The organism is Chitinophaga sp. Ak27 (assembly GCF_012726295.1).
Classification (GTDB): domain Bacteria; phylum Bacteroidota; class Bacteroidia; order Chitinophagales; family Chitinophagaceae; genus Chitinophaga.
On sequence record NZ_JABAOB010000001.1, the window covers coordinates 774,139 to 788,776 of the forward strand.

10 protein-coding genes are annotated in these 14,638 nt (G+C 49.3%); 4 read left to right on the forward strand and 6 right to left on the reverse strand.

The window, feature by feature from the left end:
* The first annotated feature begins 178 nt into the window (after nt 1-178).
* Genes HGH90_RS03055 through HGH90_RS03065 form a run of 3 tightly spaced genes read left to right on the forward strand, consistent with a single transcriptional unit; the run spans nt 179 to nt 3,129 of the window.
* Nucleotides 179-2,203: a TonB-dependent receptor plug domain-containing protein gene (locus tag HGH90_RS03055; RefSeq protein ID WP_169190366.1), complete on the forward strand. Its 2,025-nt coding sequence runs from the start codon at nt 179-181 to the stop codon at nt 2,201-2,203.
* Between the two features lie 19 nt (nt 2,204-2,222).
* On the forward strand, nt 2,223-2,861 hold the full coding sequence (locus HGH90_RS03060) for a hypothetical protein (protein WP_168763533.1): 639 nt from the start codon (nt 2,223-2,225) through the stop codon (nt 2,859-2,861).
* A gap of 19 nt (nt 2,862-2,880) precedes the next feature.
* Entirely contained in the window at nt 2,881-3,129 is a 249-nt protein-coding gene (locus HGH90_RS03065) for a hypothetical protein (protein WP_168763534.1), read from the forward strand.
* A gap of 69 nt (nt 3,130-3,198) precedes the next feature.
* Here HGH90_RS03065 and HGH90_RS03070 read toward each other — a convergent pair whose 3' ends face one another.
* The 4 genes from HGH90_RS03070 to HGH90_RS03085 form a co-directional block, all read right to left on the reverse strand.
* Nucleotides 3,199-4,692: a RagB/SusD family nutrient uptake outer membrane protein gene (locus HGH90_RS03070; protein WP_168763535.1), complete on the reverse strand. Its 1,494-nt coding sequence runs from the start codon at nt 4,690-4,692 to the stop codon at nt 3,199-3,201.
* Between the two features lie 11 nt (nt 4,693-4,703).
* Complete coding sequence (locus tag HGH90_RS03075) at nt 4,704-7,943, reverse strand: TonB-dependent receptor (RefSeq protein WP_169190367.1); 3,240 nt, start codon at nt 7,941-7,943, stop codon at nt 4,704-4,706.
* Between the two features lie 174 nt (nt 7,944-8,117).
* On the reverse strand, nt 8,118-9,161 hold the full coding sequence (locus HGH90_RS03080; protein ID WP_169190368.1) for a FecR domain-containing protein: 1,044 nt from the start codon (nt 9,159-9,161) through the stop codon (nt 8,118-8,120).
* Nucleotides 9,162-9,247: 86 nt separating this feature from the next.
* Nucleotides 9,248-9,778 carry an RNA polymerase sigma-70 factor gene (locus HGH90_RS03085; protein ID WP_169190369.1) on the reverse strand — a complete coding sequence of 177 codons (531 nt, stop codon included), beginning with the start codon at nt 9,776-9,778 and terminating at the stop codon, nt 9,248-9,250.
* Between the two features lie 268 nt (nt 9,779-10,046).
* Here HGH90_RS03085 and HGH90_RS03090 point away from each other — a divergent pair, with 268 nt between their 5' ends.
* Nucleotides 10,047-11,048: a S1C family serine protease gene (locus HGH90_RS03090; protein ID WP_169190370.1), complete on the forward strand. Its 1,002-nt coding sequence runs from the start codon at nt 10,047-10,049 to the stop codon at nt 11,046-11,048.
* A 73-nt stretch (nt 11,049-11,121) separates the two neighbouring features.
* Here the strand turns inward: HGH90_RS03090 and HGH90_RS03095 are convergent, their stop codons facing one another.
* Together HGH90_RS03095 and HGH90_RS03100 are read right to left on the reverse strand one after the other, a co-directional pair.
* On the reverse strand, nt 11,122-12,429 hold the full coding sequence (locus tag HGH90_RS03095) for a nucleotide sugar dehydrogenase (RefSeq protein ID WP_168763540.1): 1,308 nt from the start codon (nt 12,427-12,429) through the stop codon (nt 11,122-11,124).
* A gap of 106 nt (nt 12,430-12,535) precedes the next feature.
* Nucleotides 12,536-14,635 carry a copper-translocating P-type ATPase gene (locus HGH90_RS03100; RefSeq protein ID WP_169190371.1) on the reverse strand — a complete coding sequence of 700 codons (2,100 nt, stop codon included), beginning with the start codon at nt 14,633-14,635 and terminating at the stop codon, nt 12,536-12,538.
* Nucleotides 14,636-14,638: the final 3 nt, after the last annotated feature.

The following is a 14,638-nucleotide window of genomic DNA, read 5'->3' on the forward strand; positions in this document are numbered from 1 at the left end:
CCTGGTTTGTATCGGTGATATAGAAATTCCGGTCAGCGAATTTTACAAAGACAATGTCAACAAACTGCTGAACCAGTAAGCTTTTCCCATTTCATCGCGACACTTACCCATCCTGTCTACACACCAAAAACGCAGTAGCTATTCCCGATAGCTTTGTGGACAGATCATTCTTTAAGCGATGAAAACACTCTTTACCATAGGTCTCTTGTTACTGTTTGCCTTTGGCACACATGCACAGCAAAAAACGCCGGCAGCCGACAGTACCATGAAACGCGATACCACCATCAAAAGTACCAGGGGCTTACGCGAGGTAGTAGTAAGCGCCGGCGCTTTTGAAGCCAGCGATAAGGCCAAAGGCGCCGCCCTAACGCCAATAGATGCCGTCACCGTAGCTGGCAGCAACGGCGATATTTCCCAGGCATTACGCTCCCTGCCCGGCGCCCAGCAGATCGGCGAACAGGAAGGGCTTTTCGTGCGCGGTGGTACCAGCGATGAAACCAAACAATTTATAGATGGTACCCTGCTCAGAACACCCAACTACCCCGCTGTTCCCGGCGTACCACAGTACGCCCGCATTAATCCCTTTCTCTTTAAAGGCATCCTGTTCAGCTCCGGTGGTTATTCCGCCCTATATGGCCAGGCCATGAGCAGCGCGCTCATATTGGAAAGCGTAGATCTCCCGGAAAAAACGTCGGCCAGCTTCAGCATATTTCCAATGAACCTCTCTGCAGGTATGCAATACCTGGCACCGGACAACCGCAGCAGCTACGGCGCCAAAATCTCTTATAGCAACCTCGCGTTGTATAATTCCGTTGTGCCGCAAAAGCCCGATTTTTATGCTGGCCCCGCCTACCTCGATGGCAATGCCAACTTCAGGATACGCACCGGTAAGACCGGTATGCTCAAATTTTACAGCAACTGGGGTTACAGCGACGTAGGTCTGAACACCCCTGATATCGACAGCAGCTCCCTCAAAGCAGGCTTTCGGGTAAAAGGCTGGAATAGCTATAACAACCTCAGTTTCCGCAGCCTGCTCAGCAATAACTGGAAGATAGAGCTGGGTGCGGCTTACAGCTACAATAAGCAACAGAACAGCTACTTGCTCAGTGATGCCAAAGGCGATCCGGTACATCTGCCAACCATTCCGTTTATCTATAAAAACGGCCAGCGCATCATTAACAGCAACTTTGCACAAGCCAGGATATTGCTCACCCATTTCTTTCCACGGGGACAAGCGCTACGTGTAGGAGCAGAACAATTCTATACGCACGACCAGGGAAATGCCAACGATAGCGCCATACGGTTCACCGACCACCTGACTGCCGTATTTGCCGAAGGAGATATCTACCTGGCCGATAACCTCGCTGCTAAAACAGGCCTGCGTATGGAGTATGCCAGCGCATTGGGCAAGGCAGTGCTGGCGCCCAGGATAAGCCTCGCCTACCGCCTGCATAACGGTGGACAATTTAACCTGGCCTATGGCATTTTTTACCAGGAGCCGGCGAATGACTTTCTTTACCTATCGCGCCAACTCGAGTTTTCCAGCGCTACGCATTACGTGCTGAATTATACCAGGAAAGCCAGCAACCGCCTGTTTCGCGTGGAAGCGTATTATAAGCAGTACCAACACCTGGTTAAAACAATGCCGGCACTGGACAATAACGGCAAAGGCTATGCGCAAGGAGTGGAATTATTCTGGAGAGATAAAAAAACGTTCAAAAATCTCGACTACTGGGTCACCTATACGTATCTGGATACCAAACGCAATTTCCTGGACTACCCCTACTCCCTGCGCCCTTCTTTTGCTGCGCCGCATACGGCTACCATCGCGGTAAAAAAGTTCCTGCCCGATATCAATACCAGCGTGAACGTATCCTGGGCCTTTGCTACCGGCCGGCCTTACTATCATATTACTACCAACGGCATTACCGACCAGGGTACTACCAATGCATACAATATGCTTAACCTGCACGTAGCCTACCTCTGCTCGTTCTTTAAGCACAGCCGCTGGAAAGATTTTTCTGGTATCGCTGCTGGCATCAACAACATTACCGGCACCCGGCAGGTATTTGGATATAATTACAGCTATAACGGGCAAATTAAAGAGGCTATAACGCCTCCGGCTACACGCAGTGTGTTCATCGGGGTGTTTATGAGCTTAGGCATAGACCGTACAGAGGATTTTCTCAACAATGATTTATAAATCTCACAAAAAAAGAAAAATGAAAAAGCTACTCTTCACCCTATTTTCAGCAGTTTTATTGCAGTACAGCACGTATGCACAGTCTGGCGGCTTGTCAGCGGCTATCGCCAAACTGGACCAGGCGCAAACGGTAAAAGATTACGAACAACTGGAAAAAACATTTACCGGGATCAGTGAACAACCTACCTGGCTGGCGCCCTACTATGCCGCCCTCTGCAATGCTAAAATCGGTTTCCTCTTACAAGACGATGGTGATAAAATTGAAAGCTATGCCAATCGTGGAGAAGAACAGGCCAAGAAAGCATTGTCCTTACTGGATACAGGCTCCCAGCAAAAGGAAGTGGCGGAAGTATACACCGTGCTGAGCATGATATACCGCACCAAGGTATTTATCAATCCGATGACATACGGACGTAAATACGGCATGCTGTCAGACCAGTTCCTGAAACAAGCCACCGCCCTGGATGCACAAAATCCCCGGGCCTTGTATGTGTCTGCCTGGCTGAAATATTATACACCGAAGATGTGGGGCGGCGACAAAGACCTCGCGAAAAAACTCGCCGGCGAAAGCCTGTCTAAACTGAATACCCCCACCAATGGAAACTATCCGCGCTGGGGTAAAGCGGAAGACCAGGCCCTGCTGAGCAAATTCAAGTAATCTTTAAATCTGTGTTATTATGGGACTCGTGTTTATCATCATCCTGCGCATACTATTTGCCGCATGTATGGTGTTTATTATCGGTTATGTTTTTGGCGGTTTTTCAAAAAAACCAGCCCTTCGTACCATCACCAAAGTGGCTGCTATACTGGTGATTATATTATTTATCGGCACTAACGTGCTGTTGATGCGGTTCGCTTTCCGGCATGCAAATGGCCCCTGGTGCCACGACCGAGACCTTCCGCGAACAGAAATAAAACAGCCCTGACTGTTCACTTAAAATGGCAGCAGCGAATGACTTTGGTCATTCGCTGCTGTTGTTTTATGAAGATAATTGCTATTTATATCCTTCGTTCTGCACCAGGTTGGGATTGGCATCCAGCTGGGCCTGCGGAATGGGAAATAGCCGGCGGAAAGGCTGGTCAACAGGATGAAACTGCCAGGCGCCGTTCCACTTGCCAAAACGCACGAGGTCCTGACGGCGGCAACCTTCCCATATAAACTCCCGTCCCCGCTCAGCGAGGAGATTGTCCAACGTGAGCGTAGTGAATGGCTTACCATTTTCAAAATTGCGGCTCCTCACCTGGTTTACCAATGCCAATGCCGCACCTTCCTGGCCAGTACGCAGCAGGCATTCTGCTTTCAGCATCAGTGCATCGGCATAACGGAAAATCACCAGGTCGTTGTCCTGGTCGGAATAAGGCGTGTTCTTCTGGATTTCATATTTCACGATGCGCACGCCCTCTGTTTGCGTAGCATTAGCCAGATCGCCGATAGTGCTGGTAAAGATCAACGGCGCTCCCTGCTCTGTCTTCAACGGCGTACCATCCTGGGCATATTGCTGACCAATCAGGAACATGGTTTTACGCTTATCATCGGCATCATACGCTTCGTAAAATGCCTTCAGGGTACACCAGCCATTCCAGGGCGAGCTGGGCAGCCCGTAAGTATAACGGTTGTTGTAATGCAGCGTAAGATAATGCAGCATCATGCCTTTGGCGTTGATAGCATCATAAGGCACTACGAAAATATTCTCTTTAGAATTTTCATTTTTTGTAGAGAAGTTAGCAAAATAATCGGCTTCCAACTGATACCCCATCTTTGTAACGGAGTCGCACATACGCATACAATCGGCCCAGCGCTGGGTACCGGTGTACACTTCCGCATTCACATATAATTTAGCCAGTAACATAAAGGCCATGCCCCTGGTTACTTTGCCATAGTTTTTGGTGTCCAGCGTAGTGGGCAGCGCCGCCAGGTTATCTTTGATCTCTTTTTCGATAAAGGCAAAAGCCTGCGCCCTCGGCGTATTTTTTGGCGGCTCCGTTTGTGCAAAGGACGTTACAATGGGAATATTCCCGAAAGCATCCATAGCCAGGTAATAATGAAATGCACGCAAAACTTTCATCTGCGCAATCAGCTGATCTTTGGTAGGCAGTACGATGGTGGAACCTTCCAGCTTTTGCAGGATGGCATTTACCGGGTTTACCCCATCCCGGTAAATGAAGTTCCACATATCATTGATATACTGGTGTGTGATTGGAAACTCATGACTGATCAATACCCGCCATAAACCGCCTTCATTCCAGTCGGCGCCACGGGAAGGCACCGTGGTTTCATCGGTGGTGACCTCATTCATTTTCCAGTAGCTGTCGCGGTATCCGCGCAACTTGGCATAAGCGCCGTTGGCAAAAGCATTCAGTTCATCTTCTGTCTTCAGAAAATTATCGTCAGTACCCCTGTCATAAAATGTTTCATCCAGTTTGGTACAACTAAACAGGGAACACACCATCCCTGCTAGTAAAGTATATGTAAAGAAGGTTGCTTTCATGTGGATTGTTTTTATTTAAAGTTGACCGTAAAGCCCAGGGCAAATGAACGTGTTTTCGGATAGATATTGCGGTTATCGATCCCTGGCGCGAGGCCATCTATAGGTAGTTCAGGGTCAAGACCTGAATACTTCGTAATCACGAACAGGTTTTGTCCCGAAATATATACCCGGGGATTAGCGAACCATTTGCTATGCACTGCCGGGATATTGTATCCCAGTGAAAAGTTATCCAGGCGGAGGAAGGCGCCATTTTCAATAAAGCGATCGGATACGTAGGTGCCTTTAATATTGCTGTTAGCATATTTAGCCATGGCATTACGGCCGGGCAACCGGCTGAAACGATCGCTCAGCACCAGTTCAGTGGCATTGAAGATCTGGTAACCAAAAAGGCTGCGGAGTAAAAAGTTGAGGTCGAAGTTTTTATAACGGAAGCTGTTGGCTAAACCCGCCTGGTATTTAGGTAAGCCATTCCCCGCCACGCGGCTGTCGCTGCGAAAATCGAAAGTACCGCTGCCATCCAGATCTTCAAACTGCTGGTTACCATTTGCATCGGTGCCAATGTAATGGGGAATGTAAAACGTACCGATAGAATAACCAGGCACCACTTTCACGATCTGTACAGCGGTGAGCCCGCGTGCGCCAACAGTACCATCGTAGATAGCATCGCTTTTAAACTGGTCGTTGGCGATAGACAATATCTCGTTGTAGTTACGTGAAATATTGAAAGAAGCATTCCAGCTGAAATCTTTATGATCGATAATGGCGCCATTCAACGACAGTTCTACCCCCTTGTTGCTGATCTTACCTACGTTGGCCAGCATGGAAGGGAAAAGATAAGGCGGTGAAGGAACATTGTAATTAAAGAGCAAGTCTTTGGTACGCTTATCGTAATATTCCAGCGTTCCGCTCAGTCTTCCCTTAAATAACGTAAAATCTACACCCGCATTGAATTGCGCTGCCGACTCCCAGCGGAGGTTGGGGTTTTCATTTTGCCCTATCTGGTAGGAAGTTACCCAGCGGCCATTATCCAGCACCTTACCACCGGGGCTATAAGTGAGCGGCGATTTATAATTCTGTATTTCCTGGTTACCGGTGATACCGTAGCCTACCCGCAGTTTAAGGTCCTGCAACCAGCTGCTGTTCTGTAAAAATGGTTCCTGTGTAATACGCCATGCCAGCGAGGCAGAGGGGAAAGTACCCCACTTCTTGTCTTTCCCAAAGCGAGTAGACCCATCCCTGCGCACGGTACCGGTGAGCAGGTACTTATCGTTATAGCTGTAAAATACACGGCCGATGAAAGATACCAGGGAGTTTTCCTCTGCGCCGGATGCTACCGCGGGCTGATCGCCCTGGCCGGCGCCTAAGTTATTATAGCCGAAAATATCAGACACAAACTGGGTATTGCCAGCCGACATGCTGTTGGCAAAGAAGTTCTGGTAAGAATATCCTGCGGTGGCTTTCAGCACATTCTTTCCCCAGGGCAGGTTATAGGTAAAGTAGGTTTCCAGGGTTTTATTGTCCCAGGTTTTAGAAGCGCGCGTAGCAGTACCATTGCTGCCGGCGCCTTCTGTTACCGGTGAATATTTGGAATAATATAACCCGCGATCACTGGAGGCACGCTCCAATCCCAGCAACAGGTCGTAGCTGAGGTGTGAAGTGATATCGTAGGTGGCTTTGGCCGTTCCTATAAAGCGGTTCAGTGCCCGCTGGTGTTTAATCTCGTTTGCCAGGGCAACGGGATTGTAGTTATCGTTGATATCCAGTTTTTCGAAAAAGGAACCATCCGGGTTGTAAACGGGCGCAGTGGGATTATAGGCAACAGATTGTTCCCATATGCGGTTGTCCCCGTTGCCGTCGGGGTCCAGGCCCTGGTATCTATTTTTCTCTCCAACATAATTCATGGATAATCCGAGACGGAGGCGGTTATCGAACACGCCCTGGTCCAACGTAATGCGGCCAATCATGCGTTCGAGGCCGGAGTTGAGCACAATGCCTTCATTGTTGAGATAGTTGACAGAGGCGCTGTAGCGGGTATTGGCTTTACCACCGCTCATAGAAATATTGTGACTATGGCTGATACCTGTACGGGTAATAGCTTTCTGCCAGTTGGTTGCAGATCCCAGGTCGAAGCCTGCCGGATCGATGCTGTTGTCTTTAAGGTATTGGCGATAGGCGGAGGCGCCGAGCACATCATAGGTATTGGAGAGTTTTTCCATGCCGATATAACCGCTGTAGGAAACTTGTGAGGCGCCGTCTTTACCGCGGCGGGTAGTAACGATAATAACGCCGTTGGCGCCCCGGGAACCGTAGATAGCAGCTGCGGAAGCATCTTTCAAAACATCGATCGACACGATATCATCGGGAGGAACTGCATTGATGTCGATACCCGGGATACCGTCTACCACAAACAGCGGCTGACTGCTGGCCGATAAAGAAGAAGCGCCTCTCAGGCTGATACTGATCTTGCCGTTGGGGTTACCGCCGGGTTTACTGATCACCAGGCCAGCTACTTTTCCTTGTAACACCTGTACCGGGTTGCTGATGATGCCTTTATTGAACTCTTTGGGCGTTACGCTGGCGATAGAGCCGGTGAGGTCTTTTTTCTGTGTAACACCATAACCAATCACCACCACTTCCGTCAGTGCACTGGATGATTTTTTTAACTGTACTTCCATATTGGCTTTGGCAGGCAGTTCCAGTGGCTCATATCCTACATAGCGAAACAGCAGGATGCCATCGGCTGGCGCATCGAGGGAAAAGTTACCGTTGGCATCGGTGACCGTACCGACAGCCGTACCTTTCACCTGTATGGTAACGCCGGGCAGGGCGGCCTGATCGTCGATGCCGGTAACGCGGCCTTTGACTTTTATATTCTCCCAACGGGTATTTTCCGGGATGATCACCACCAGTTGCCCTTCCAGTTCTTTATAGGTAAAGCCGGTGCCGGCCAATACCTTCTCCAGTACCGTTGGCAGGGGTGCTTCCCAGGTATTGACACTCACGCGCTGTTGCAGGTCTACCTTACGGTTGCTGTACAAAAAGCGAACATCCGACTGTCCCGCAATGCGGTCCAGCACCTTTTTCAGCTCTGTATCTTTCAGGTTAAGGGTGATGCGCTTTTGGGAATACCCGGTAGCAGCCACCTGCATACAGGAAAACAAAACAATAAAGAATGATAGCTTCATAATGATCAAATACTTGCGCATAGCCGTTTTTCGCCGGCATGCATCCGATTGGTTGACTTTTTCCATAAATTTGTGATAACGGGTGATAAAATAGCAAAGCCCTGCCGTCTGTTGCAAGAGGGGCCGGCGCTTTGCTGATTTGCCTTACACAGGAAATGTTTGCAGCATTTCCTGTTTTTTTCATTGGACTGTGTTACAGGTTTTTAGTTTTTCATAAACGCTTTTTAGGTGAACGTGTATTTAATATATAATGATCTGCGTGCCTTTATTTTCAAAGTGAAAATCCTCCGTCAACTGTAACGCTTGCAAGGCTTGTGTAACCGATTCGGAAGCAAAAGAACCGCTGAATACATACTGTTTTACGGCGTCGTTCCGGAACACGATCTGCACTCCATACCAGCGTTCGAGCAAAATGCCCAGCTGTTGGAAGTTGACCGAATCGAACTGCAGACGATTACTTACCCAGGCGGTTTCCCGTATTGTACTGTCCAACGCCGGCAGCATACCCGCTTTGGCGACGACGGCTTTGGACACCACCGGTTTTATTTCCAGCTTTCCTGCCGGTAGTTCCCGGAGCTGGTCACGCGCTACTGCAATCTTTTCGTAGGGTCGTAGCCGTATTTTATTATCGGGCGTTTTATCGGTGTATACTTCCACTGCTCCCTGCAACAGGGTGGTTTCAAACAGGGCATCCCCGGGATAGGCCTTTACATTAAAGGCAGTACCCAGGGCGTGTATATTGAGATGAGCGGCATGTACCGTAAAAGGGCGGGCCGCATCAGGCGCTACTTCAAAGTAAGCCTCCCCTTCCAGCCAAATCTCCCGGCGATAGGCATTCAATTGACAGGTAAGGCGACTGGAAGCATTCAGGTGTACGATGCTACCATCGCTGAGAATGACTTGCCGGCGTTCTCCATTGCGGGTAGCCACCAATGCCTCGCCGGCAGCGGATTGCCCGCTGTGCCACCAGGCCTGGTAACTGAGTGCACCCAGCAAGCCAGCTACGGCCGCCGCCGCCGCCCACTTCCACCAACGCATCCGCTTTACCACCGGCATATTATCTGTTTCTACAGGCGCCAGGGCTGTTGCCATCATTTTATCAAAAGCACCAGGAGCAGGTACTTCCGGCGTTGGCGCCGACTGCCAGTATTGCTCCAGCAAACCAAGCTCCGTTCTCCACTCAGGGTGTTGCTCCAATAACGCCGCCAACTCCTGCTGCCCGCTCTTATCCAGCGTGCCGCTCAGTTTAGCGGTGATTAATTCATCCAGGCGATGCGCATTCATGTAAGATTGGTTTAATCGACAAAGAGTACCTTACCGGGATAGACACCAGGATGGAGACAATTACTTACAAGTGGAGAAAAAATTTTTCAGCGGCCGGAGATGGGCTGGTTAAAACCGCCGCCATATTGATGCAATGCCTGCCGCAGGCGACCGGTAGCCCTCACCAGCTGGGTTTCTACCGTGCGGGGAGAAATACCCAGGATATCCGCCACTTCTTTGTACTTAAATCCTTCTTCCCGTACCAACCGGAAAATGGTCCGCCCCTGGGGAGAGAGATTTTCCACCGCCCTATCCAGCCACTGCTGCATTTCTTTCCATTCCAGCTGCGGATGCACTTCATCGAATGGAAGGGCATCTTCTTCTTCCAGCTGCAGCCACTGGTGCTTTTGCTGATCGCGGTGATGGTTATAACAACGGTTACGTACAGCCGTATATAAATAAGTTTTAAAATACAGGATGGGGTCCGTTTGTTTCCTGTTTTTCCAGAGCTGAATAAAAACATCTGCTACCAGTTCTTCCGCCGCTTCCCGGCTGATCGTCAGGTCCATGGCAAACCGCACTAATCCTGTGTAAAAATGATTAAACAGCTGGCGGAACGACTGTTGATCGTCCTCCATACAAACAGCTTTCCACAGTGCCTTTAAATCGATTCCTGGCATAGACCGTCAAAATAGGCAATTAAGCGCATAAAGCGGAAAGCATAAGGCAAAAAGCTATTGCAGAGAATGATTTTAGCCGGGTATTTCTTCGTCATTCACGTCAGTAGCTTTTACCTTATGCTTCCGCTTTATGCTCCTTTCAGCTATCTTGTCATAAAAAATAGCCGATAAAATGCCAAAACGACATCTGCAATAAACTGGAAATATATTTGACCCGCTAAAGATTATGGATAACTCAATTTCATTTCTTACGCATCAGGCGTCGAAAGACAGGAGTTTATTAGATGCCTATTCTCAGACTGTTACCGGTGTGGTAGGCACGGTAGCTGAATCTGTGGTACATATAGAAGTACAGAAAAAGATAAAGACAAATGATCCGCGAACGCGGGATAAGCGGCCGCAAACGGGTGCCGGTTCCGGCTTTGTTATTTCCTCCGATGGCTTTGTTATTACCAATCACCACGTCATAGAAAATGCCGGCAGCATCCGGGTATCTTTTGCCGACGGCCGTAAAGTGGCAGCAGAGGTCAAAGGAACCGACCCTTCTACCGACATTGCGGTGTTGAAAATTGATGAAACGGGGCTAAAAGCCATGCAGCTGGCGGATTCGTCTGCGTTGCAGGTAGGGCAGATCGCGATCGCCATCGGTAATCCAATGGGATTACAACATACCGTTACAGCAGGCGTAGTCAGCGCCCTCGGGCGTACGCTGCGTGCCGCCAACGGCCGGCTGATCGACAACGTTATTCAAACGGATGCTGCGCTTAATCCCGGCAACAGCGGCGGGCCACTGGTTAATTCGGCAGGTCATGTAATTGGCGTTAACACGGCGGTAATTGCCGCGGCACAAGGTCTTTGTTTTGCCATCTCCTCTAACCTGGCCGCACAGATAGCCGGGCAGCTGATCCTGCATGGCAAAATCAGGAGAGCCCAGCTGGGAATAGCAGCTCAACCGGTAAACCTCAGCAGTCGTATGATTGCCGCCAACAAACTGACTACCCAAACGGGCGTATACATTTTTGAAATTGTACCAGACGGAAATTTCTATAACAGCGAACTGCATATCGGTGATATCATTGTTGCCTTCGACCAGCAACCCGTAGCCGCTGTGGATGATCTCCATCTCCTGCTCTCTGAAAAACAAATCGGCAGAAGGATACCGGTCACTATTTTGAGAAATGGCGCCAAACACGTGGTGGAAGTAATTCCCGGGGAAATCAACCAGTAATAAGATGTCAAAAAAAATGGGGGCGTTCCCGCAACGGAAACGCCCCATTTTTCATTTGCTATCGCAATTATTTTTATAGTCTTCCATCTACCAACTCCCGGTCTATACAGGCCTTGGTATCGAAGATAACGCCATTGTTGCGCCGGTGCTTTGCGTAGTCGAAGCTCAGGAATTCTTTATGTGCCACCGCCACAATAATGGCATCATACACCGCTCCTTCTTCAATCGCACCAATGATCTTCAGTCCATACTCTTCTTCCACTTCTTTGGGATCGGCCCAGGGATCATAAATATCTACTTCCAACCCAAACTGTTTCAGCTCATCATATATATCTACCACCCGTGTGTTCCGCACGTCCGGGCAATTTTCCTTGAAGGTAATACCCATGATCAACGCTTTGGAACCCTTAATCTTATGGTCTTTGTCGATCATCAGCTTCACCACTTTGTTGGCTACAAAGTGACCGATATGGTCGTTTACCCGGCGGCCCGATAAGATTACCTGTGGATGATATCCCAATGATTCTGCCTTATGCGCCAGGTAATACGGGTCTACTCCTATACAGTGACCACCTACTAACCCCGGCTTGTATTTCAGGAAATTCCATTTGGTCCCGGCAGCCTCAATTACATCATTGGTATCAATACCAATTTTGTCGAAGATCAACGCGAGCTCATTTACAAAGGAAATATTCACATCGCGCTGAGCATTCTCAATGGCTTTGGAAGCTTCCGCTACCTTCAGGCTGGGCGCTTTATGGGTACCTGCTGTGATAATGGAACCATATAGCGCATCTACCTTATCGGCGATGGCCGGCGTAGAACCACTGGTCACCTTTTTTATTTTAGTCAGCGTGTTCACTTTATCTCCCGGGTTGATACGTTCCGGCGAATAGCCCACAAAAAAGTCAGTATTATACACCAGGCCGGAAGTCTTTTCCAGTACCGGAACACAGTCTTCTTCTGTACAGCCCGGGTAAACGGTGGATTCATAAATGACCAGGTCTCCTTTCTTCAATATCTTTCCCAACATTTCAGAGGCTTTCAGGAGCGGGCCTAAGTCCGGCGCCTTAAAAGCATCTATGGGTGTAGGCACGGTTACAATAAAAACATTGTATTTGCTCAGATCTGCAGTGTCGGAGGAAAAGGAAAGTCCGAGCGGCCCATGGGTTTTCAATTCCATCACCGTCTTCAGGTCTTCCATATTGGCTTCCCGGGTACGGTCGGCGCCCGCCGCCAATTCGGTTACCCGTTCCCGGTTAATGTCAAATCCCAACACATCGTATTTTCTGCCAAACTCAATGGCCAGTGGTAATCCAACATATCCCAGGCCAATAACTGCCAAATGTATATTCTCCAGGCTTTGAATATTCGTCACCATATAGTATTTAAATCCTCCTTTTGTTTTTACCCTGCCTTTTCAGGGCAAAATAGCGATCAATACACGAATATACATAATATCACAATGTGACTTCCAGGGGCGCTGCCTATTTCCCCCCGTTCTTCACTTTCAGGAGACTGGCATTAATCGCTACCACCACGGTGCTGACGGTCATCAATACAGCGCCGGCAGCAGGGCTCAGCAAGATACCTTCCTTGTAGAGCACCCCCGCTGCCAGGGGCAGGGCAATGATGTTATAGCCTGTTGCCCAGGCCAGGTTCTGCATCATTTTACGCCAGGTGGCTTTTCCGAATAATACCAGGTTCACCACATCCTGGGGATTGCTGTTGACCAGCACTATACCGGCGGTTTCGGCGGCAATGTCGCTGCCGCTGCCTATCGCAATGCCTACATTTGCCTGGGCCAGCGCTGGCGCATCATTGATACCATCTCCCGTCATGGCCACAAATTCGCCCTGCTGCTGCAGTTCCCTGATCTTGTCCAGCTTCTGATGCGGTAATACTTCTGCAATGAAGCTGTCCATACCCAATTGCTTGCTCACACTTTCTGCCACCACTTTATTATCGCCCGTCAATAAAGTAGTTTTGATATGATTGGCCTGCAACGTGGCAATAGCGCCCGCCGATTCTGGTCTTATCTGGTCTGCCAGGGCTATAAATCCCGCGATAGTATTGTCTACCACCACATATACCAGCGTTTCCCCTGCCTGTATGTCTACCGCCGGTGCATTGCTAAACCCCGTGGTAGCATATCCGGGGCTTATCACCTGTACCTGTTTTCCATCTACGCTGCCGGTGATCCCCTTCCCGGTAATGGCCTGGATATTGGCTCCGGCGGGTAAGGACAATTGCAAAGCTTGCGCTTTACTGATGATACCTGTGGCAATAGGATGCTCGGAACTTCCTTCTACAGCGGCAGCTAATTGCAATACCATTTCCTTCGATATGCCCTGCTGCAGGGACTCAAACCGTACTACTTCAAAACGGCCCACGGTGAGCGTGCCCGTTTTGTCAAATACGATTGTCGTGATGTTACGGGAGTTTTCAAAGTCGGTACGGTTCTTAATCAGCAATCCATGCCGGGCCGATAAAGCAGTAGAGCGGGCAATAACCAGTGGTACCGCCAGCCCTAACGCATGCGGACAACAGATCACGATCACCGTTACCATGCGTTCTATGGCAAAAGCCAGCTCACGACCGCTTCCCCACCAATATAAAAAAGTGACAATACCCGATAAGATGGCAATACCGGTTAACCAACGCGCCGCTTTGTCGGCCAATAGCTGTGTTTTTGACTTCGACTGCTGCGCATCCTGCACCAGCTTTACCACCTGCGAAAGGTAAGAGTTGGCGGCGCCGTGCGCAACGGCTACTTTAATAGCACCGTTGCCGTTAATAGATCCCGCGATCACATTATCATTCTTTTGCTTTTCCACTGGTTTAGATTCCCCCGTCAGCATACTCTCATTCAACCAGGTAGTGCCTTCCAGCACTTTACCGTCTGCTGCTACCTTTTCACCCGGTTTTACCAGGATCACGTCACCTTCTTTCAGCGTGGCAGTTTTTACATCCATGATATGTTCCCCATGCACCAGGTGGGCATCATCGGGCATAAGCTGCACCAGCAACTCCAGCTCCCGTGAGGCGCCGGCTATCGACTTCATCTCAATCCAGTGCCCCAGCAGCATGATGAGAATCAGCGTAGTAAGTTCCCAGAAAAAGTCCATTCCCTTCAAGCCCGCTATGGTAGCTACGCTATAGATATAGGCTACCGTGATGGCAAATCCTATGAGTGTCATCATGCCTGGTTCCCGGCCCTTCATTTCTTCCCACCAGCCTTTTAAAAATGGCCAGCCACCGTAGAAAAAGACTACAGAAGAAAGCGCCAGCAGCAGGTAATTATCTCCCGGAAAATGGATATTAATACCCAACCAATGCTGGATCATTTGTGAAAGCAACATGACCGGCAGGGTGAGTACCAACACCACAAAAAATCGCTTCCTGAAATCTGCAATCATCATAGCATGATGATCGTGATGACCACCATGACCGCCGTGATGATCGTGTTTGTCCTGTTTGCCGTGTTGGTCCTGGTGTTGCTGTTCACTGTGTTCCATAGCACTATGATCATGGGCTGATTTTCCTCCGTCCATGTGCGTGTGATCGTGCTGATGCTGATGTTCCATAAT

Bases quoted from the DNA above. Each gene is read 5' to 3' on its own strand.
- HGH90_RS03055 (WP_169190366.1), top strand. From the start codon at position 179: ATGAAAACACTCTTTACCATAGGTCTCTTGTTACTGTTTGCCTTTGGC.
- HGH90_RS03060 (WP_168763533.1), top strand. From the start codon at position 2,223: ATGAAAAAGCTACTCTTCACCCTATTTTCAGCAGTTTTATTGCAGTAC.
- HGH90_RS03065 (WP_168763534.1), top strand. From the start codon at position 2,881: ATGGGACTCGTGTTTATCATCATCCTGCGCATACTATTTGCCGCATGT.
- HGH90_RS03070 (WP_168763535.1), bottom strand. From the start codon at position 4,692: ATGAAAGCAACCTTCTTTACATATACTTTACTAGCAGGGATGGTGTGT.
- HGH90_RS03075 (WP_169190367.1), bottom strand. From the start codon at position 7,943: ATGGAAAAAGTCAACCAATCGGATGCATGCCGGCGAAAAACGGCTATG.
- HGH90_RS03080 (WP_169190368.1), bottom strand. From the start codon at position 9,161: ATGAATGCGCATCGCCTGGATGAATTAATCACCGCTAAACTGAGCGGC.
- HGH90_RS03085 (WP_169190369.1), bottom strand. From the start codon at position 9,778: ATGGAGGACGATCAACAGTCGTTCCGCCAGCTGTTTAATCATTTTTAC.
- HGH90_RS03090 (WP_169190370.1), top strand. From the start codon at position 10,047: ATGGATAACTCAATTTCATTTCTTACGCATCAGGCGTCGAAAGACAGG.
- HGH90_RS03095 (WP_168763540.1), bottom strand. From the start codon at position 12,429: ATGGTGACGAATATTCAAAGCCTGGAGAATATACATTTGGCAGTTATT.
- HGH90_RS03100 (WP_169190371.1), bottom strand. From the start codon at position 14,635: ATGGAACATCAGCATCAGCACGATCACACGCACATGGACGGAGGAAAA.